Source organism: Halomonas sp. AOP5-B2-8 (assembly GCF_052376475.1).
GTDB lineage: Bacteria > Pseudomonadota > Gammaproteobacteria > Pseudomonadales > Halomonadaceae > Vreelandella > Vreelandella casei.
The window spans coordinates 241,534-262,383 of sequence record NZ_JBQSVS010000003.1 but is presented as its reverse complement, the minus strand read 5'-3'; the positions used below and the strand labels follow the sequence as shown (position 1 = coordinate 262,383).

The window sequence follows — 20,850 nt, the reverse complement described above, 5'->3', positions numbered from 1 at the left end:
AGGCGAATTTAAAAATAGAGACAGTAAAGACAACTACAGTAAAGACAGTACCGTAAAGACAACTACGGGGTGGACGTGGCCACCCCGTTGGGTATCGAACATAGCGCTGGAGTGGCGTTAGCCGCCGAGTTTCTTTTCCAGGTAGTGGATGTTGACACCGCCTTCGCGGAAGTGGCTGTCACGAACCAAATCTTTCTGCAGATCGATATTGGTTTTGATGCCTTCCACAAGTAGTTCATCAAGCGCATTGCGCATGCGCGTCAGCGCAATTTCGCGGTCTGCACCCCACGTGATCAGCTTGCCGATCAGGGAGTCGTAGTGGGGAGGCACGGTGTATCCCGTGTAAAGATGCGAGTCCATACGCACACCCAGGCCACCCGGCGAGTGAAATAACGTCACTTTCCCGGGCGAAGGCATAAAGGTACGGGCATCTTCGGCATTAATCCGGCACTCGAAAGAGTGGCCAGCGATCTTCACGTCTTCTTGACGAATAGACAGCGGAAGGCCAGAGGCTATGCGCAGCTGTTCTTTGACGATATCCACGCCGGTAACCATTTCAGTAACCGGGTGTTCGACTTGAACGCGGGTATTCATCTCAATGAAGAAATACTTGCCGTCTTCGTACAAGAATTCAAAGGTGCCGGCGCCACGGTAATTGATTTTAATGCACGCCTGACGGCAGGCTTCAAGCACCTGCTCACGCGCTTTCTGATCAAGGCCTGGGGCTGGGGCTTCTTCAAGCACTTTTTGATGACGGCGCTGAAGAGAGCAGTCGCGATCATAAAGATGGATAGCGTTACCTTGGCCATCAGCCAGCACCTGCACTTCTACGTGACGCGGTTTCTCAAGGAATTTTTCCATGTAGACCGTGCCGTCACCAAACGCCGCCTGTGCTTCGGTACGCGTAACGGTAATCGCCGACAGCAGGTGGCCTTCAGTATGCACCACACGCATGCCACGCCCGCCGCCGCCAGAGGCTGCTTTGATGATGATCGGATAGCCGATACGCATAGCCGTCGCTAGATTGACAGCATCGTCATCGCCGAGTGGCCCATCGGAGCCTGGAACCGTAGGAACACCGGCTTCCTTCATCGATTGAATCGCGCTGACTTTATCACCCATCAGGCGAATCGTTTCTGCGCGAGGCCCTATGAAAGTAAAGCCTGAACGCTCTACCTGCTCGGCAAAGTTGGCGTTTTCCGACAGAAAGCCATAGCCCGGGTGAATGGCCGTTGAGTCAGTCACTTCGGCTGCGCTGATAAGGGCCGGTATATTCAGGTAAGACTGCGCTGACGATGCCGGTCCGATACAAACGGCTTCATCTGCCAAACGAACGTGCATGAGTTCACGATCAGCTTTGGAGTGTACCGCGACGGTTTTAATGCCCAGTTCTTTACAGGCCCGTAGGATACGAAGGGCAATCTCGCCGCGATTCGCGATTAATACCTTGTCCAGCATGGGAGAGTCCACCCGTGTTGAAAATGAAAGATTAAGCGATAACGATCATAGGCTGATCGAATTCCACCGGCTCGCCATCTTCCACCAGAATAGCTTCCACCACGCCGTCACGGTCAGCTTCAATCTGGTTCATCATCTTCATGGCTTCAATGATACATATGGTATCGCCTTGCTTAACGGTGTCGCCTACTTCCACAAAGGATTTAGCGCCCGGTGCTGGGCTGCGATAAAAGGTGCCAACCATCGGTGAGTTAACTGCTTCACCACGGTAGCTTACACCGGCAGATTCAATATCCGCAGGCGGTGCGCTTGCGACCGGCGCATAGGTTGGCTGCGCATACTGGGGCATTGGCTGCTGCTGCCAAGTCGCACCGTTCGGATGGCGGCTTATGCGGACTGATTCTTCGCCTTCTTGAATTTCAATCTCACTAATATTGGATTCTTCGAGAAGCTCAATCAGTTTCTTAACTTTGCGGATATCCATGGCATAGCCCCATCAATGTCATAAAAGGTAGTCACAGAGCAAACTCAGCCTCTAAGCGGAGGTGCTATGCGGCGCTGAACTAGCGCAGTAAACCAGATTTTAAAATGAAGAGAACGCGGCATGTTAGTGAACGTTACCTCGTTCTCACCCCTAAAAAGGAAGTTTTTAGCTAATATGGGAGCGGAGTTTGCCGAAAAAGTGCCACGATGTCCAGCAGCCGGCCCGGCAAGCGTTGACGTAGCCTTAGAGGATGCTGGGCAGTATCTGGCCGGCGATATCCACGGTACGAGCCCTTCATGCATGTCACTGGGCCGCTATCCACTGGCTGACAGATTCAAGATGTTGCTGAAGCTGGTCGGCGGTTACTTCGCCCTGAATGCGGGCATCGCGCAGTTCCTGGCCTTGATTAAAAAATAGCAGGCTGGGCGGACCAAATAAATTGAACTGGTCTAGTAGCTCTCGGCTGTTGCTATCGGTGTGCGTGACATCGGCGGCAATCAGCTTATAGCCACTTAACGCTGCGGTAACGCGTGCATCTGGGTATACATCGCGTTCCATTAATTTGCATGAAATGCACCAGTCGGCAGTAAAGTGCACAAACACCGGCTGATGATTGCTTTTTGCGTTAGCAATTTCATCCTCAAGAGCGCTCAATGTGTCGACTTCAGTGAAGCTGAGTGCCTGTGCCTGTACAGCGTTTGCTGGATTGGGGGTTGCCGCGAGTGGGCGCAGCGGATTGTTGCCCCCTTGGGCGGCTCCGATCACCAGCAGTACGCCCCAAGTCAGTAGCATAAGCGCAAGCGTTTGGCGCGCGCGCGGCCAGCCCAGCGGCTGATTGACGTTTAAAGCGCCTAAAGCGAGCGCGCTTCCAATCGCTAGCGCAGCCCATAGCAGCAGCGCGACGGGCGCGGCGACCAAGCGCTCTACCATCCAAATAGCCACCCCCAGCAGCAGCAGGCCAAAGCCAATTTTTACGCCGTTCATCCAGGCACCGCTGCGTGGTAGCAAGGTGGCGCCGAACGTGCCGACTAAAAGAAGGGGCACACCCATTCCCAAGCCCAGCGCAAACAGCACTGCGCCGCCAAGCGCGGCATCCCCGGTAGACGAAATAAATACCAACGCGCCTGCTAACGGCGCCGTGACGCAGGGTGATACCACTAGCACTGAAAGGGCGCCCGCTACCGCTAAACCCGCAGGGCCGCTGCGCTGAGCGCGTGCCTGCCAAGCATCAATGCGGTTGGTTAAGCGCGGCGATAGATTGAGGTTAAACGCGCCAAACATTGCTAAAGCAAAGAGCGAGAAGAGTATCGCGAAGATGATTAAGACCGGTGCCGACTGCAAGCGCGCCTGAAGATTAAGTCCGGCGCCAAACAGCCCCATCAATACGCCCACAAGCGCATAAGTCACTGACATGCCTAATACATAGCTGGCAGAAAGCACAAATGCCCGAGAGCGAGTAGGGTTCTGGCCGACCACAATCGATGACAGAATAGGAATCATCGGCAGCACGCAGGGCGTAAAGGTAAGCCCTAAGCCAGCGATAAAAAATAGCCCCAGCGCCAATGGCAGGCTTGCGCTGCTAATCAAGCTGCTGAAGCGGCTGTCTTCACTTTGGGGGGCTGAAAAGTCACTCTGCGTTGCGGTGTCAGCTGTATCTTGTCCTGAGGCGTTGGCCGCTGCGTCGGAGCTGCTGTTATCGGCCTGCCAGTCAGCGAATTGGCTGGGTGGCTGTGTCTCACTGGCCTGAAGGTTAGCTTGTTCCGGGGGGTAGCAGAGCCCTGCGTCCGCGCAGCCTTGAAAGGTTAGGGTGATATCAAGCGGGCCTGAGTAGGGGGTGCTTAAGGGGACCTCAAAGACTAATTGATCCCTGAATACGTACACATCTCCCATGAATTCATCGTTAATAAACGTGCCCTGGGGGATGTTAGGCTCGCCTAGGTCGACGCTCTCGATTTGGCTGCTAACCGCAAACTGGTGGCGATAAAGGTAATATTCATCAGCAATGTCCACGCCGATATAAAGGGTGTCGTCATCATGCCAAGCAGTGGGTTCAAATGCCTCCATAACGGGCAAAAATGCGTCTTGATTACTGGAGGAAGAGAACCACTGGGCGTGAGCCATCAGCGGTAGTCCGATAAGTAGAAGGGTGAATAAAGCAAATCGGCTTAGGCGCTTAAAAGGTAACAAGGTATATCCTTAATTAATGGCATCGCAATGCAGGTAAACAGCATACCGCAAGCTTAAGCGTCTGACTTACTCGCTGCGGTGACATGACGCGGCCGCTCGTGCGCTAGCCCTTATCGCTAGGCTGATAACGCAAAAAAACCGCCCGAAGGCGGCCTTTAGATGCATTAAGCGGGTATGAATTCCCGCTTAGGTGCTAATTATTACGCTTTTTGATAGGCGCTAACGGATTTTTCAATCGCTTTACGCGCCGCGTCGGCACCTTCCCAAGACTCTACTTTTACCCACTTGCCTTTTTCTAGATCTTTGTAATTCTCGAAAAAGTGAGCGATTTGCTGACGCAGCAGTTCAGGTAGATCAGTGACTTCCTGAATGTTGTCGTACAGTGAGCTCAGCTTGGCATGGGGCACACATATCAGTTTGGCATCTTCACCGGCTTCATCGGTCATGTTCAGAATACCAACCGGGCGTGCACGGATAATGCTGCCAGGCTGAACGGGATGCGGTGTGACGACTAAGGCGTCAAGGGCATCGCCATCGTCGGCTAGGGTGTGGGGAATGAAGCCATAGTTGGCTGGGTAAAACATGGGGGTGGCCATGAAGCGGTCAACGACCAGCGCGCCCATATCCTTGTCAATTTCATATTTGATCGGGTCATGGTTAGCTGGAATTTCGATCACCACGTAAACGTCGTTGGGGAGATCCTTTCCGGCAGGGATATTATCGAAGTTCATCGTTGATTCCTTGATAGTACAGTGGCTGAGTCTTGCTGCGGCTAAGCAATCGCTTCAGAGGCTTTGATAGCCGGAATTATACGAATATGGTTACACGATTGCCAATGTGACATAACGGGAGGCTGAGAAAGGTTGGCGATTTTATAACATTTCAGCGCTTAAATAGGCGAGAGACACTTTGAATCGGCCGATAGAGACGTTTGGTGAGCATCGCTCCTGGTTCACAGTGTGTATCATAAGTGCTCGAGTCGACAGCCTAGGAGGATGCCTTGTCGCACGCCCAGTTGCTCATCAGTTATGGTCAAGCGTTTGTCGCCCCCGATCGATGCCTACATCGCAGTTCAATGTCAGTACGCTTTCCTGAGGCACCGCTACTGCGCGCCAAAGGCGGCTGTGCGGTGATTAGCGACTCGATTTCACGCAACACCATGGCCAAACAGGCCGGTGACCTAAGCGTACGCGGTTTTCTGGCTGACTATTTTTCAACGCCTGATCACTGGGATGTCAAAACATCTGCCACCCGCGTCCTGCGCGCACTGAATAGCTGGTGCTATAGCCAAAGCCAGCATGTTAAAGAGGGCAGCTTCGTTTCCTCTATGTCCGCCATGGTCTTTCGCGGCCGTGAAGCTCATCTATTTCATATGGGCGATACGCTGGTCTTTCGCTTGCGCGGCGCAGAGTTTGAGCAGCTAAGCCGCGATCACGTGACGGACGTGGGCGGCTACCGCTATCCTTCGCGGGCACTGGGCATGGACGGCAGTGTCGACATTGATTACACCCATATAGCGTTGAAACAGGGCGATTTATTTCTTTTCACTACCCAGGGTGTGCGCGGCACGTTACTGCCTTCGGACTACGTGCGCTTGATTCGCCAAGACGCGAGCGATTTAGACGCTGCCTGTGAGCGTTTAGCGGATGAGGCGAAGCAGCGCGCTCAGGAGCGTGGCTATGGAGGCGATCAATTTTGCTTCCAGCTAGTTCGCATAGATGAACTGCCGGAGGAAACAACCGAGCGCCCTGGGCAGCTTTATGGCGATTTGCCCATTCCGCCTGAGCTGGCGCCGGGCGATCGCTTAGATGGCCTTGAGGTGCTCGCGGTGCTGTCACGAACCGCGCAGTCTCGCGTTTATCGCGTTCGCGATGTGCACACCGAGCGTGAAATGGTGATGAAAGCACCAAGCCCCGAGCTTTCGTTGCGCAATGCCTACCTTGAGCATTTTTTGCTGCAGCAGTGGGTCGTAGAGCGCGTTAATTCTCCCTTTGTCGTCAAAGTAATGGAGCGGTCTCGTTCGCGTCGCTACCTCTACTACCTTATGCAGCATATCGAGGGAGAAACGCTTCGCCAGTGGGCAGAACGCCATCCGCAGGCGAGCTTGGTGCAGCGGCTTGATATCGCCAATCAGCTTGGTAAGGCGGTGCAGGCTCTGCATCACCGAGATATTATTCATCAGCAAATTAGCCCTGATAATATTCTAATCGATCTACACGGTAAGCTGGTATTGACAGACTTTAGCGCTTGCCACATGCGGGATGGCGAAGGACATCGACATTCTGGCGAGCTGCTCAGTCAAGTTGGCCTCAACGAGCACACTGCGCCAGAGTATGCCCTAGGAGATGCCATCGGCCGTCGCAGCGATCAATATTCGTTAGCATCAACTGTCTATTGGCTGTTGACCGGGGCTCTGCCCTATACATTGACGCCAAATCGGCTGCGCAGCCATACCGACCTTGAAGAGCTGTCGTTTCGCAGCGCACGCACCACGAACCCTGAAATCTCCCCCGACTTAGACGATGCACTGCGCCGTGCGCTGGATCCACAGCGAGCGCTGCGCTTTAGGCGCATGTCAGAGTTTATGCATGCGATACGCGTGCCGCTTGGCCGTCGCTCTGCTCAAGATGAAAGCCGTCAGGAGCCACGACGTTTCTGGCAGGGCGTCGCGGGGATTTTACTGCTGCTGCTGGTGCTTTCCTGGCTATTGCGCTAAACGCAAAGCATAAAAAAACGGGGGATGATTGATGTCATCCCCCGTTTTTGATGGTGCGTTTTACCGCTAGGCTTTTTACTGCCGGGCTGTTTTACAGAACTAGGTTACTTGTTTACAGCGTAAAGACCGGCAGTTTGCGCTCGGCTTTGGCTAGCTTCAGCTTGGCTACTTTAGGCAGGCCGTTTTCAAAAGGTGGGAAATCTTCACCTTGGATGAGCGGTGAAAGATAGTCGCGGCACGCCTGCGTAATGCCAAGTCCGTTTGCGCTAATAAAGTCGCGGGGCATGAACTTCTCTTGGTTAGCCACCTGAGACAGTGGGGCAGAAATCACATCCCACTGGTAAGGGTTCTGAGAAATGCGGCGAATGGCCGGCATCATGGCATTTTTGCCAGCAAGCGCCAGCGTTACCGCTTCGTAGCCGACCGCGTAGGCTTGCTCAACGTCGGTTTTAGACGCCAAGTGGCGCGCGGCACGCTGAAGGTAGTCTGCTACCGCCCAGTGATATTTGTAACCCAGGTCTTGTTTGATCATGCCGGCAAGCGTCGGTGCTACGCCGCCTAACTGGCGATGGCCAAAGGCATCGGTATTGCCCGCATCGGCTAAGAACGTGCCGTCTTCGTAACGGGCACCTTCTGACACCACTATCACGCAGTAACCGTACTGCTTAACGCATTCTTCAACCCGTGCCATTGCCACTCTACGGTTGAAGGGGATTTCCGGGAAGATGATTAGGTGCGGCGGCTCGCCTTCCTCTTGGCCTGCTAGCCCACCCGCGGCGGCAATCCAGCCGGCATGGCGACCCATCACTTCAAGCACGAACACCTTAGTGGACGTCGCGCACATAGAGGCGATGTCCAGCGACGCTTCAAGCGTTGAGGTAGCAATATACTTAGCAACGCTGCCAAAGCCAGGGCTGTTATCGGTGATCGGCAGATCGTTATCCACGGTTTTGGGCACATGGATGGCCGTGAGCGGATAGCCCAACTTTTCGGAAAGCTGCGAGACTTTTAAGCAGGTATCGGCGCTGTCGCCACCGCCGTTGTAGAAAAAGTAGCGAATATCGTGAGCTTTAAAGACTTCAATCAGGCGCTCGTACTGAGCACGATGCGTATCGATATCTTTCAGCTTATAGCGGCAGGAGCCGAAAGCGCCACCGGGCGTGTGGCGCAGTGCGGCAATCGCTTCGTCAGATTCTTGGGTGACATCGATGAGGTCTTCGGTTAGAGCGCCGATAATGCCGTTATGACCGGCGTACACCTTGCCAATTTTATCGGGCGCTTGGCGGCAGGCTTCAATAACGCCGCAGGCGCTGGCGTTAATTACGGCGGTGACGCCACCGGACTGGGCGTAAAAGGCATTATGCTGGGCCATGGAACGTCTCATCTCTTGAAAACGGATAGGGTAAATCGAAGTCATATACCATCGCTAGGAAAAATCGCTAGTGGTGGCAGGTTAAGCTTAGGTTATGCAGTGCGGCAAAGTTTAGTGCAAAGCTATGATGGCTGCATCAGCGGCTATCGCTGATTAATCGGGGCCATCCATCTCTTGCTCGCGCTGGGCTAACTCCCAACCGCCAAGGTCTTTGTAGCGATTAACCATGGCGCAAAATAGCTCGGCGGTACGCTCGGTATCGTAGCGAGCGGAATGCGCGGCCTTATTGTCAAACTCAATGCCGGCAGCCCTGCAGGCACGCGCCAGAACCGTTTGGCCATATACCAAACCTGCCAGCGTTGCCGTGTCAAAGCTCGAAAACGGATGGAAAGGGTTACGCTTAATGCCGCAGCGATTAACCGCTGCGTTCAAAAAGCCTTGGTCAAATGCCGCGTTATGACCCACCAAAATAGCGCGCGTGCAGTCATGCGCTTTGAGCGATTTACGGATTGGACGAAAAATCTCTCCCAACGCGTCAGCTTCGCTCAGCGCCACTTGGCGGCGCAGTGGATCGTCCAGGTTGATACCGGTAAAATCGAGCGCCGACTGCTCTACATTGGACCCTTCAAAGGGCTCAATATGGTAAGCATAGGTAGCATCAGGAAGCAGGTTCCCTTCCGGATCCATGGTTAGCGTGACGGCGGCTATCTCAAGCACAGCGTCGCCTTGGGCATTAAATCCCCCGGTTTCCAAGTCAATGACCACGGGTAGGTAACTACGAAAACGTTGGGCCATTAATTCGCGGGCAATTGCCTCGCTCATGCAGCTCTCCTTAGTAAAGCGAGTAATCAGTCAAGATAAGCGGTATGCCACCGCTTTGAATGGATTGATTCTAGCAGCTTTACCCCCCAAGCGTCGTTGGCGGTATTCGCTGGGCATTGAGAACGCTATACTCAAGGTCTGTTGCAAAGATATATCGCTTAGCCGTGTGCTAAATGATAGTGCCTTTTTCGCTAATGAATTTCGTGTAGTCAATGAGGAGCAAAGAATGTCCGATGTCAAAAAGGTTGTACTGGCATATTCAGGCGGCCTGGACACATCCGTTATCGTTAAGTGGTTGCAAGAAACTTACAACTGCGAGGTAGTTACGTTTACTGCCGACATCGGTCAGGGCGAAGAGGTCGAGCCCGCCCGCACTAAGGCGCAAGCCCTTGGTGTAAAAGAAATCTACATCGAAGACCTGCGCGAAGAGTTTGTCCGCGACTACGTTTATCCCATGTTTCGCGCCAACACTGTTTATGAAGGCGAGTACTTGCTAGGCACGTCTATTGCTCGTCCGCTGATCGCTAAACGCTTGATTGAGATCGCTAACGAAACCGGTGCCGATGCCATTTCTCATGGCGCTACCGGTAAAGGCAACGATCAGGTTCGGTTTGAGCTTGGCGGCTATGCATTAAAGCCGGGCGTTAAAGTCATCGCCCCTTGGCGTGAGTGGGATTTGACCTCGCGTGAAAAATTGATGGCTTATTGTGAAGAACACAATATCCCCGTCGATTTTGCCAATAAGAAGAAAAAATCGCCTTACTCCATGGATGCCAACCTGCTGCATATTTCTTATGAAGGCGGCATTTTGGAAGACCCGTGGGCCGAAGCAGAAGACGATATGTGGCGCTGGAGCGTTTCTCCTGAAGCCGCGCCCGATCAGGCAACCTACGTTGAGCTAACGTTTGACAAGGGCGATATCGTAGCCATCGACGGTGAGCCGTTGAAAGCCCACGAAGTGCTGGAGAAGCTCAATAAAATGGGCGGCGATAACGGCATTGGCCGTTTAGATATTGTAGAAAACCGCTATGTGGGCATGAAGTCTCGCGGCTGTTACGAAACGCCAGGGGGCACCATTATGCTGCGTGCCCACCGCGCTATTGAGTCACTGACGCTAGACCGCGAAGAAGCTCACCTGAAAGATCAGCTGATGCCGAAATATGCAGAAGTGATCTATAACGGCTACTGGTGGAGCCCTGAGCGTCGCATGCTTCAAGCGGCTATCGACGAAACGCAGAAAAACGTCGCTGGCGTTGTGCGCATGAAGCTTTATAAAGGCAATGCAATCGTTGTTGGCCGTAAGTCTGACGAATCGCTCTTTGATGAGTCGATTGCGACCTTTGAAGATGACGCGGGCGCCTACAATCAGAAAGATGCGGAAGGCTTTATTAAGCTTAACGCGCTACGTCTGCGTATTGCCGCTGGCAAAGGACGTAAACAGAGCTAATGAAGCGCTGATACAACGCTGCGTTTATCTTGTAGGGCGGCAGGCACGAACCGCCGTCCTACAAGCAAAGGAATAATGATGCTTAAAAAAATCTTATCCGGACTCTTTGGTAGTCATTCCCAAACTGCCTCAGGTGCTACCACTGATGCCGCTGAACCGGTGGAATACAAGGGCTACTGGATTGTGCCCCAGCCCGATAATAAGAGCGGCCAATACCGCGTGAGCGGTTGGATTCGCAAGCCCGGTACGTCAGAGGAAATGCTCGAACATCGCTTTGAACGTTCCGATATGCTGCCTAGCCGTGAAGCGTGTGACGCCATGATGCTTACTAAAGCACAGCGCTATATTGATGAAGTGGGTGAGGCCATGTTCGAGCCAGACCCGCGTCGTGATACAGAAATGAATAGCACGGATATGAACAGCGCAGACCGCTAGTCATTGTGTAAAACGGCCGATGTGCCTCTCAACGTGATAAACCGCGCGTTAGCTGTTCGGCGCGGCGGGTAGTTCTAGTGTCAAGCAAGCGCCGCCTAAGTGTTTAGCATCCTCCACCCAGAGTCTCCCCCCCAGATGAACGATGATGCCCCGGCTGATCGGCAGGCCTAGACCGCTGCCTCTTGGCCTGCCGCGGGGGATATCGCCGTCCTGCTGTAGTTGATGGAATTTTTCAAATACCCGCTCGCGCTCATCCATGCTGATACCCGCACCGTTATCTTCAACGCTCAAGCGATAATGGTCACGATGTCGATACAGCGCCAGGCGTACTGTTGGCTGTAGTCGATCAGCAAATTTACCTGCGTTATCAAGTAGATTGATGATGACTTGCTCTAGACGATCCTGATCGCCAACGATCATTGCAGGATCGACCTCTAAGCTGATGTCTAGAGCAACGCCGCGTTCTTCATGCAGATGCGCAATAGCGTTAATGCTGTGCCGTGCTAGCGCTGTCAGGTCGAGTGGCACCGGGTTTAGCGTTAAACGGCCGCTTTCTAAGCGAGCAAGATCCAGTATCTCTTCAATTAGGCGTGATAGCCGCTGGCTTTCATGCACGATTACGCCAAGAAAATGCTGGCGCTTCTCGCTGGGTAGTTGCTTGCTATCTCTCAAGATTTCAGCAAAGGCGCGGATGGACGTTAGCGGTGTGCGCAGTTCGTGGCTGACCATGGCCACAAACTCATCTTTTAAGCGGTCTAACTCACGCAGACGCTCGTTGGCACTACGTAGCTCTTCGCCAATCTGCAGCAGCTCCTGAGATTTTTGTTCTAACCGGCGGTTGTACTCTAGCGTTTGTGAGGTGGTGTCAAGAATGCTAAGAATCGACTCAATATCCAGCGCTTCACCGCGCACCACTGAGTTGATCAGCACCCGTGCAGAGGCGCTGCCCAATGACCCAGCAAGGGCCTGCTCTGCGCGGGTGATGAGCTCAGTGGTGGCCGGTTGATCCGCCTCAAACGCGTTTTTGTTATTGCTATAGCTGAAGATGCGGCGAGTGGTTTGAAGGCCTAGGTAGCGAGCAAGCAATTCATTTAGTGCGCCTTGAGTGGTTTGCCCACGCCATAGCGGGGCAGTGGTCAGGTTAGGGTGCATGGCCTCAGTGAAGAGCGCGGCTTGGGTTTGCTCAAGGGGCGTAGGGCGAGTAAACAGCGACACGCCCACTAAAAGCCCGACGTTTACCAGCATACTCCACAGCAGTGAGTGACTATAAATGTCCCAGTTTTCGAGCCCAAACAGGGCGTAGGGAGTGAGCCAAGTGATCCCCCAAGGCCCTTCGGTAAGCAGCGCAGCGTTCAACCAGCCTGACTGAGCAAAGCCCGGAAGAAGCAGTGTATAGCACCACACTAAAAAGCCGGCGATCAATCCACACGTGGCCCCTTGGCGAGTGGCGCCGCGCCAATAAAGGCCAATCAACAGCGCTGGGGCAAACTGGGCGGCCCCCGCGAAGGACACAAGCCCGATGGTGACGAGGCTGTAGGAATCACCAATCAGGGCGTGGTAGAGATAACCGAGCAATAGAATAAGCACAATGGCTACGCGGCGAATACCCAGCAGCCAGCCGGCCAGCTCCCCTTTAGTGCTCAGGTGTAACCGTCGTGAGCGAAGCAGTAGCGGCATCACCAGTTGATTGCTGACCATGGTCGAAAGGGCAATGGTTTCAACAATCACCATGCCGGTGGCCGCCGATAGGCCACCGATAAACACTAACAGCGGTAAGCCTTCCACGCCTGCTGAGAGCGGCAGCGTCAGCACAAAGCTGTCAGGGTCACCTGCGCTAGCGCCTAGCAGCATGCCCGCCAGGGCAATCGGTATGACGAAGAGATTAATCAGCAGCATATAAAGCGGAAATAGCCAGCTCGCCCGCGTTAAATGCTGCTCATCAACGTTTTCGACCACTAACACTTGGAATTGGCGAGGCAGCGTTAAAAATGCCAGAAAGGCCAGCACTAGCATGCCAACCCAGCCGGTAACGCCACCCGGCACGCGATCGAGCCGCATGCTGTCTACTAGCTCGGGCGTGGCCGCCACCTGCGAAAATAGCGCGCCGGGCCCTTCAAACATCACAAAAACCACGAAGATACCGACCGCCATAAAGGCCACCAGCTTGACCAGCGATTCTAAAGCGATAGCGGCAACCATGCCTTCGTGGCGTTCGCTGGCATCCAGGTGGCGGGTGCCAAAGAGAATTATAAACACGGCCAATACCAACGCGACCCAAAGCGATTTGTCCATCCAAAAGCGTTCATCGATCAGCGTGGTATCGGGCGTGTAGGGATAGTTGATCAGCACCGCATGGCTGACGGTAATCGCTTTTAACTGCAGCGCAATATAGGGCGTGATACTGATCAGCGCCATTAGCGCTACCAGCGCGCCTAAGCTGGCACTTTTGCCATAGCGGGCACTAATAAAGTCGGCAATAGAAGTGATACGCTGGCGTGCAGCGATGCGCACCATTTTGCGAATAACGGAGGGCGCCAGCAGCATGGCCAGCGTAGGGCCTAAGTAGATAAGCAAAAAACTAGGACCATGCGCTGCGGCTCGGCCCACGCTGCCATAAAATGTCCATGCGGTGCAGTAAACGGCAATAGAAAGGGCATAGACAGTGGGTGATCCGATCAACGAGCGGCCCTGCTCAGCCCGCCGGTCACCCCAGGCAGCGACTAAAAAAAGTAGCGCAAGGTAGCCAAAGGCTGTGCCAAGAATAATCGGCTCAGTGCGCATAGTCAGCGATCCGCATGATGTTCCATTAGCCACGCAGTTAAGCCGATCACGACGGCCCAAGCGCTAAATAAATACAGCGGCAGCCAGCCTACGTGAAGCGTGGTTAAGCGGTCTACGACTATAATCAGCGGTGGGCAGAACAGCAGCAAGGCAACGGCCACTAAGGCCATTAAGCGTTCTGCTTTACGTGATTTTTCGCCGCTGGGTTTCATAAGGCGCTGGCATCCTGTCGATCAAAGGCATTCGCTTGCAGCGCTAGCAGTTGTTCAAGCGTATCAATGCTACGCGCTTCTAGGCGTGGCAGCAGTGCAAGCCACAGCTTGGCCGTTACGCGCGCATCTCCCAGGGCGGTATGGCGAGTGTCAGGAGGGAATGTCAGGCCATAGCGCTGAGCAAGGCTGTCGAGGTCGTGGCCGACCAGCGCTTCATCCAGCGCTCTAGAAATCAGCAGTGTGTCGATTACCGGTATATCAAAGGCGACGCCCTGCTGGCTAATCGCAAGCAGATCAAATGCGGCATTGTGGGCCAGAAGCACGGCTTCACCCACGTAGTCGCGAAAGCGAGTGAGCACGACATCCAGCAGCGGCGCGCCCGCCACATCAGCATCAACAAGGCCATGGATGGCGGTACTCGACGGCGGTATCGGGCGCTGTGGGTCGACCTTTTGATCGAAGGTCTCACTTGCCAGCAGGCGCGCATTGACGACGCGGCAGGCACCCAGGCTAATGACTGTGTCTCCCCGGCGCAGCTCAAGCCCAGTGGTTTCAGTATCAAACGCGACCACTTCGAGGCTGCGCAGTGAGCGGCTGGCGAGCGCATCGCTGGGGGGGGGAAGGTCGGCAATGCCAAAATCGTGAAACTCAGGGCGGGGAGGCGCAATTTCACGCGGGGCGCCCACGCGCTCCATGGCGGGCAGCGGCAGGCGCAAGCGTGCATATACGCCGTTGTCGTCGGCAAGGCTCCAAATATCGCTAGCGTGCTGACGCAGCACATCCGCAACGCTCGGGTTTAGCGGTAGCGAGGTCAAAGGCTGCTGGCGCCATCCGCCCAGCTCATGCTCCGGTATCGCTTTGCCGCGCCAAATAAGATCTAAATAGACGCGTTTATTGCCCAGGCATATTTCACCTTCAAAACCACTGTCAGGTAGGTAGTTGCTGAGGTGCTTTACCAAAGAGTTAAACAGGGCGATCAGCGCGGGCGCATCGCCTTTAAACCAGGCGGGCATTCCCACAGGAGTAATTAAGCGCCGCTCAGGATCAAGACGTTCATCCAGTGCTTGCCAGAAGTCGTTGGACCACATGGGCGTTAAGCGCTCACCTTGATGCTGCATATCGTCGAGCAATTGGCCGATTCTTGCGACGTGCTCGCCAAGCGTAGCGCCTTCCTCTTGAATAACGCGCTCGAAACGTTGGCGTAATAACGATGTGCTGGGGTCATTTTGATCACGTAGTTGAATCAGCGCATCGGCAGCGCTGGTCAAGCTTGCGGTATGCTGGCGGAGTGGCGTAAGTATATGGGCAAGCTCTGCTCTCACGCCCATTTCATTCGACCAGGATGCTGTTGCATCGCTAAAGGTGAGCAGCGTTTCGCCGTCACTGCCCGGTACGCGGCGCAGTATCACTTTTAGCCAGCGATTATCGCAGGGCACCAAAAGTTCGCGCGGGGAGCCATCGCAAGGCAGCTGGCTAAGCGCTTGCTGCAGGCTGCTAACGGGGAGTAGAGCGTCCAGGCGTTTGCCTAAACCCAGCCCCGAATTGTCGATAAAAAAATCTTCAGCGGCTTGATTGAATAGCATCACGCGGCGATGGTGATCGCACAGCAACAGAGGCGTTTCGAGGACTTGCAGCAGCGTTTCAAGCTCCTGGCGAATACGTGCAGCGCTGCGTGCGCCTTCCGCATGGGCGGTCGACAAACGGCTGCGATCTGCTCGCCAGTTTTCGCTGACACGGCGTAAGTCTGGACCAAGCCCTTTTAGCCAACCTTCAGGCAACTGTTCATCGTAGGCATCGGGATTGCCGACCAAGCGTACAAGCTGGGCTTGGAGGTGTCGCAGCGGGGTAAACAACATGCGTTCAAGTATCAATCCCGCTACAAAAATCGTGGCGCCACCAGAGACGCTGCCGACCCATAGGGCTGCTCTTGCCCAACCGGCAGGAGCCAGCTGAGTATCCAGCCAAACGGCAAACACCGTACCGCCAAACAGGCTAATACCGCTAAGCAGAAGCCATAAACCAACAAGATGCTGGCGCTTGGGCAGCCCATCTCGCGTCATAGCTGCTTTCCAGCCAGCAGCGCTTTAACTTTTTCCACCAATGATTGGGTTGAAAACGGTTTAGTGATGTAGTCATCGGCGCCCAGAGCCATGCCTTTTTCACGCTCTACGTCGCGGCCATGCGCGGTTAGCATAATAATCGCCAGATGCGCGGTGGCAGCATCGCCACGCAGGCGTTCTAACACGTCAAAACCGCTCATACCCGGCAGGCTTATGTCGAGTAATAGTAAATCGGGCTGGCTATCATTAACGCACGCCATTGCCTGCTCGCCGTCTTCAGCCGTCATTACTTCGAAACCTGCCTGCTCCATCAAAAATTCCAGCGATAGCACGATATTGGGTTCATCATCGACCACAAGCACTTTGGCCATGAAAATCTCCTGTCTTTATCAGTGGTAGTGCCGGGCGCACCGTGTGCATAGCTCTGAGTGCATGCGTGATCAATCGTTAACTATGCAGTGTAGTGAGCTAGAGGAGTGCGGCCAAGACGACCTTGGCCGAATGCTGGTAAATGAGTATTGCTAAATAAATAGGCGGGTTAATAAGGCTTATATCGAGATTTACGCTGCTTTAAGTACAACTTTAGAATCAACTCCCGCGATTAGCGCCGTATTGTTATGGACGTAAGCGTTTCCTCATACCACTCTGTAAGGTGATAAGAGCAGCAATTCACAGGTTTATTAAATAAACAATAACAATCAAACCCAAAGGAGCGGCGCCCATGAGTGCTATTTTCCTTCTAGTGGTAGGTCTTGGCGCAATGGCCGTGGGGTACTTCGTGTACTCCAAGTTTATTGCGGAGAAGATTTATCAACTGGATCCTGATTTTAAAACCCCTGCCCATGAGTTTGAGGACGGCATTGACTATGTGCCGACCAATCGATTCGTCTTATGGGGCCATCACTTTACCTCCGTTGCGGGAGCTGCGCCGATTGTGGGGCCTGCGATCGCCGTTATATGGGGCTGGGCGCCGGCTTTTTTATGGGTAGTGTTCGGCACTATTTTCTTTGCCGGTATTCATGACTTCGGTGCTATTTGGGCCAGCGTACGCAATCGGGCTAAATCGGTCGGGGCATTAACCGGTGACGTGGTTGGTAAGCGTGCTCGTAGTATCTTTATGATCGTTATCTTTCTAGTGCTACTGATGGTTAATGCGGTCTTCGCCGTGGTAATTGCCGGATTAATGATGAACTTCCCAAGCGCAGTCGTTCCGGTTTGGGGCGCTATTATTGTGGCGCTAATTATCGGGCAAATGATTTATCGCCGGATTATGAGCCTGGCGGTGGTATCGGTTATCGGCGTCATTGCGCTCTACGCGCTGATTGGTATTGGGCCTTCTGTGCCTATTCAAATGCCTGCTGAAGTGGCCGGTATATCAGGCAATGCTATTTGGATTGTTATTCTGTTCGGTTACGCGGCGATTGCGTCATTGTTGCCGGTGTGGATGCTGCTGCAGCCACGGGATTATATTAACGGGCTGCAGCTCTTCATTGGCTTGCTCATTCTTTATGGGGCCCTGGTGCTGTTGAACCCGGTGCTAGTAGCGCCCGCATTTAATAGCGATGTTCCTGAAGGCACGCCGTCGTTAATACCGCTGCTGTTTGTCACTATTGCCTGCGGGGCCATCTCGGGCTTTCACGGGCTTGTTTCATCAGGCACTACGTCTAAGCAGTTGAATAAAGAAACCGATGCTCGGTTTGTGGGTTATTTCGGCGCGGTGGGCGAAGGCATGTTGGCGCTAGCGGCTATTTTGGCAGCGACCGCCGGTTTTGCCACCTTTGGCGATTGGCAGGCGATGTATAGCTCCTTCGGGCAGGGCGGCGTCAATGCCTTCGTACAAGGTGGCGCCTTTATTATTCATAACGGTCTTGGGTTGCCTGAGGTGACCGCGGCGACGCTACTCACTGTGATGGCGGCGCTTTTCGCGGGCACTACCATGGACACGGGCCTTCGCCTACAGCGCTACATTTTTCAAGAGTGGGGCGATATTTACGACCAGCCGTGGATGAAAAAACCATCGATTGCCACGGGGCTAGCGGTAGGCACTTGCTTGCTACTAGCGTTTGGCGCAGGCGGTGCCGATGGTTCGGGTGGTCTGATTATCTGGCCCCTGTTCGGCACCACCAACCAGCTACTGGCAGGCCTAACGCTACTCGTGATTACTGTCATGCTTGTGCGCCTGAAGCGCCCTATGTGGTATACGCTGGCGCCGCTATGCTTTTTATTGGTCATGACGATCCTGGCGCTACTGATACAGCTGCGCACGTTCTGGAACCAGGGCAACATGTTCTTACTGGTGATGGATATTGTGGTGCTGGTGGCGGCTATTATGGTGGCGATGGAATGTGCCTCCGCGCTCAAGCGTTCGCGCGCTGAAATGGCTGCCCAAGGTGATTAACGCAAGTATGACTGAAAGGGAGTAATCGCTATGCATGATGACCCGATGCACGGGTCATCGCCGCGTCGTGACAAGTTACGGGCCTGGCTGAACCAGGCCCGTTTCTTTTCTGAAGAGGTATATAACTCGCGCTATCGAGGCGCTATTGCGCGAGCGCGACGCGACGAAGACGACCTGTTTATGCTGTTGGTGTTCTCTGAAATGATGGGCTTACAGAATCCGGCCTCGTACTACACCCTTGAGCTTCAGCCGCTGTTACTGGAGCGTTTCCATGATTGGCACACGCGAATGGGCATGGAGCGTTCGCCGCTGGACCATTTCCGTTGCTGCTGATGGCTATTGTCTTGCCTTAGAGAGCGCTACGTCGAACAAGTGAGGAATGCCATGCAAGCAGTACTCAATCGTCGCCTGCTGTGGGTAGGCGGCAAAGGTGGTGTTGGGAAAACCACGGTAGCGGCTTCTTTAGCCGTGCTCGCGGCCAGTCGGGGAAAGCGTGTGCTGGTGGTGTCGACCGACCCGGCGCACAGCTTAGGTGATGTCTTCGATCGCTCGTTAGGTGATGCTCCGCGGCGACTGCTGCCCAACCTGGACGCGATGGAAATTGATCCTGATATCGAGGTGGAAGCCCACCTTCAGCGCGTGACCCAGCAGATGCGTCGCTACGCGGCTCCTGAAATGATGCAGGAGCTGGAGCGTCAGATGCGTCTAACCCGCCAGTCTCCCGGCACCCAGGAGGCCGCGTTACTGGAACGGTTAGCGCGATTAATGATCGACGACACCGCGCCCTACGATCTGATTATTTTCGATACGGCGCCGACTGGCCATACGTTAAGGCTGTTAACATTGCCTGAAGCGATGGCCGCCTGGACCGACGGGTTACTGGCCCACAATCGCAAGTCTGCAGAGCTTGGCAAGGTGCTGGACCACCTCACTCCAAAGCGGGGCCGTGATGTGGCAACACCGTTTGATGATCCTAGTGAAGACCCTTTGAATGATTTAGACGAGCGTACCCGGGAAGTGGCCACGACATTGATCAATCGACGGCGGCTGTTTCATCAGGCGCGACGACGCATTGAAGACACCACAGCCTGTAGCTTTCTGTTTGTGATGACGCCCGAGCGGCTGCCCATCCTAGAAACAGATCGCGCCGTTCGAACGCTCGAAGAGGCGCATATTCCCGTCGCAGGGACGCTGGTTAATCGAGTGATCCCAACGGATGCGGACGGTGCTTTTTTACAGGCGCGGCGCGAGCAGGAAGCCAGCTATCTTGCGCGCATAGATACGTTATTTGCGCGATTTCCGCGGCCAAGTTTGCCGTGGCTACCTACCGATGTTCAAGGTATTGAGGTATTAGAAATGCTGGCGGGTAAGCTTGAACAACAGGGATTTTAATGCGGGTATTACTGTTATCAGCCTATGAAGCTGTTAGTCATCGATACTGGGCGCAGAGCTTGATGGCACAGCTGGATGATGTGTCATGGACACTATTAAGCCTTCCACCGCGTCACTTCGCTTGGCGAATTCGCGGTAACCCGCTGAGCTGGATGTTAAAAGAGCATGCCACTCTCAGCCAGTCGTTTGACGTGGTGCTGGCGACTTCAATGGTCGATCTCGCAACGTTAATTGGGCTGTTTCCGCACCTTGGTCAAGCGCAAAAGATCGTCTACTTTCATGAGAATCAGTTCGCCTATCCGGAATCCAGCGACCAGATGCCGCAAGTAGAGGCCAAAATGGTCAATCTCTACACCGCTTTGGCAGCCGATAGCGTTGTATTTAACAGCGCCTATAATCGCGATTCTTTTATTGATGGCGCACGGGCATTTCTGAAAAAAATGCCGGAAAATTTGCCTGCCGCCAATCCGCTTGAAGCGCTGCGTAAACGCGCTCATGTGCTGCCAGTGCCTCTATCAATAAGGTCAACTTCTTTGCATGATACGCCTAGACGCCCTCAGCTTATTGTATGGAACCACCGCTGGGAGTATGACAAGAACCCGAATGATTTTTTTGAGGTGCTGTTTAGGCTAAGTGCTGAAGGCGTAGCGTTTGAGCTTGCCGTGCTGGGGCAGCGTTTTCGTCAATCCCCCGACATTTTTGAGCAAGCGGAACAGCGTCTAGCTAAGCATGTTGTTGCCTGGGGCCCGCAGCCAGAGGCTGAATACCGCGCGCTGCTAGAAGGCGCGGGTATTGTCGTCTCAACTACCTGGCATGAGTTTCAGGGGCTGGCCATTATGGAAGCGGCCCAGCGCGGGGCGCTTCCGCTGGTGCCTGACAGGCTTTGCTTCCCGGCGCTTTATCCGCCGGCCTATCGCTATGACGGCACGCGGGAAGGGCTTTATCAACGGCTTTACGACTGGTTGACAGACTCGACGACGCGCCCGGCACCCCTGGCGACCACTGCATGGGAATGGCCCGCCTGGCGCGATGCGTATCGCCAACTATTAGCTGTTAGCGCGTAAGCCGTGCGCTGGCGTTAGGTGT

At 54.2% G+C, this 20,850-nt stretch carries 17 protein-coding genes; 7 read left to right on the top strand and 10 right to left on the bottom strand.

Annotated features, from left to right (window positions below; genetic code table 11):
- Positions 1–117 precede the first annotated feature (117 nt).
- From accC to ppa, 4 genes are all read right to left on the bottom strand, one after another.
- The gene (gene accC / locus ACT3RP_RS08795) at positions 118–1,458 is read right to left on the bottom strand and encodes an acetyl-CoA carboxylase biotin carboxylase subunit (protein WP_096280268.1); all 1,341 of its coding nucleotides are present in this window, start codon (positions 1,456–1,458) and stop codon (positions 118–120) included.
- 31 nt (positions 1,459–1,489) lie between these two features.
- A complete protein-coding gene (gene accB, locus ACT3RP_RS08790) occupies positions 1,490–1,942 on the bottom strand; it encodes an acetyl-CoA carboxylase biotin carboxyl carrier protein (RefSeq protein ID WP_096280266.1) in 453 nt (150 codons plus the stop codon).
- Between the two features lie 303 nt (positions 1,943–2,245).
- On the bottom strand, positions 2,246–4,129 hold the full coding sequence (dsbD, locus tag ACT3RP_RS08785) for a protein-disulfide reductase DsbD (RefSeq protein WP_226938589.1): 1,884 nt from the start codon (positions 4,127–4,129) through the stop codon (positions 2,246–2,248).
- Positions 4,130–4,329: 200 nt separating this feature from the next.
- Complete coding sequence (gene ppa / locus ACT3RP_RS08780; protein ID WP_096280264.1) at positions 4,330–4,860, bottom strand: inorganic diphosphatase; 531 nt, start codon at positions 4,858–4,860, stop codon at positions 4,330–4,332.
- A 269-nt stretch (positions 4,861–5,129) separates the two neighbouring features.
- On the opposite strand from ppa, the gene ACT3RP_RS08775 reads away from it, so the two are divergent.
- Positions 5,130–6,845, top strand: a complete 1,716-nt coding sequence (locus ACT3RP_RS08775; RefSeq protein ID WP_193063195.1) for a bifunctional protein-serine/threonine kinase/phosphatase — start codon at positions 5,130–5,132, stop codon at positions 6,843–6,845.
- Positions 6,846–6,957: 112 nt separating this feature from the next.
- Here ACT3RP_RS08775 and ACT3RP_RS08770 read toward each other — a convergent pair whose 3' ends face one another.
- Both ACT3RP_RS08770 and rnt read right to left on the bottom strand, forming a co-directional pair.
- Positions 6,958–8,217, bottom strand: a complete 1,260-nt coding sequence (locus ACT3RP_RS08770; RefSeq protein ID WP_096280260.1) for a 6-phosphofructokinase — start codon at positions 8,215–8,217, stop codon at positions 6,958–6,960.
- A gap of 153 nt (positions 8,218–8,370) precedes the next feature.
- On the bottom strand, positions 8,371–9,039 hold the full coding sequence (gene rnt, locus ACT3RP_RS08765; RefSeq protein ID WP_096280258.1) for a ribonuclease T: 669 nt from the start codon (positions 9,037–9,039) through the stop codon (positions 8,371–8,373).
- Between the two features lie 226 nt (positions 9,040–9,265).
- Here rnt and ACT3RP_RS08760 point away from each other — a divergent pair, with 226 nt between their 5' ends.
- Together ACT3RP_RS08760 and ACT3RP_RS08755 are read left to right on the top strand one after the other, a co-directional pair.
- Positions 9,266–10,486, top strand: coding sequence for an argininosuccinate synthase (locus ACT3RP_RS08760; protein ID WP_096280255.1), 1,221 nt, complete (start codon positions 9,266–9,268; stop codon positions 10,484–10,486).
- Between the two features lie 78 nt (positions 10,487–10,564).
- Complete coding sequence (locus ACT3RP_RS08755) at positions 10,565–10,921, top strand: HlyU family transcriptional regulator (protein ID WP_441684425.1); 357 nt, start codon at positions 10,565–10,567, stop codon at positions 10,919–10,921.
- Positions 10,922–10,969: 48 nt separating this feature from the next.
- Here the strand turns inward: ACT3RP_RS08755 and ACT3RP_RS08750 are convergent, their stop codons facing one another.
- The 4 genes from ACT3RP_RS08750 to ACT3RP_RS08735 are packed head-to-tail and all read right to left on the bottom strand — an operon-like array spanning position 10,970 to position 16,345.
- Positions 10,970–13,702 (bottom strand): ATP-binding protein, encoded by a 2,733-nt coding sequence (locus ACT3RP_RS08750; RefSeq protein WP_483393643.1) that lies wholly within the window; start codon positions 13,700–13,702, stop codon positions 10,970–10,972.
- Positions 13,703–13,704: 2 nt separating this feature from the next.
- A complete protein-coding gene (locus tag ACT3RP_RS08745) occupies positions 13,705–13,914 on the bottom strand; it encodes a hypothetical protein (protein ID WP_096280249.1) in 210 nt (69 codons plus the stop codon).
- Positions 13,911–15,974 (bottom strand): 3'-5' exonuclease, encoded by a 2,064-nt coding sequence (locus tag ACT3RP_RS08740; RefSeq protein ID WP_483393642.1) that lies wholly within the window; start codon positions 15,972–15,974, stop codon positions 13,911–13,913. The genes ACT3RP_RS08745 and ACT3RP_RS08740 overlap by 4 nt, the downstream gene beginning before the upstream one ends.
- Entirely contained in the window at positions 15,971–16,345 is a 375-nt protein-coding gene (locus ACT3RP_RS08735) for a response regulator transcription factor (RefSeq protein ID WP_096280245.1), read from the bottom strand. Before ACT3RP_RS08735 ends, ACT3RP_RS08740 begins: the two co-directional genes overlap by 4 nt.
- A 350-nt stretch (positions 16,346–16,695) precedes the next feature.
- Between ACT3RP_RS08735 and ACT3RP_RS08730 the strand changes: the two genes are divergently transcribed.
- The 4 genes from ACT3RP_RS08730 to ACT3RP_RS08715 are packed head-to-tail and all read left to right on the top strand — an operon-like array spanning position 16,696 to position 20,828.
- Entirely contained in the window at positions 16,696–18,372 is a 1,677-nt protein-coding gene (locus tag ACT3RP_RS08730) for a carbon starvation CstA family protein (RefSeq protein ID WP_441684421.1), read from the top strand.
- 30 nt (positions 18,373–18,402) lie between these two features.
- Positions 18,403–18,705, top strand: coding sequence for a cory-CC-star protein (locus ACT3RP_RS08725; protein ID WP_176483397.1), 303 nt, complete (start codon positions 18,403–18,405; stop codon positions 18,703–18,705).
- Positions 18,706–18,756: 51 nt separating this feature from the next.
- The gene (locus ACT3RP_RS08720) at positions 18,757–19,764 is read left to right on the top strand and encodes an ArsA family ATPase (protein ID WP_096280240.1); all 1,008 of its coding nucleotides are present in this window, start codon (positions 18,757–18,759) and stop codon (positions 19,762–19,764) included.
- Positions 19,764–20,828 (top strand): tRNA-queuosine alpha-mannosyltransferase domain-containing protein, encoded by a 1,065-nt coding sequence (locus tag ACT3RP_RS08715; protein WP_096280238.1) that lies wholly within the window; start codon positions 19,764–19,766, stop codon positions 20,826–20,828. The genes ACT3RP_RS08720 and ACT3RP_RS08715 overlap by 1 nt, the downstream gene beginning before the upstream one ends.
- Positions 20,829–20,850: the final 22 nt, after the last annotated feature.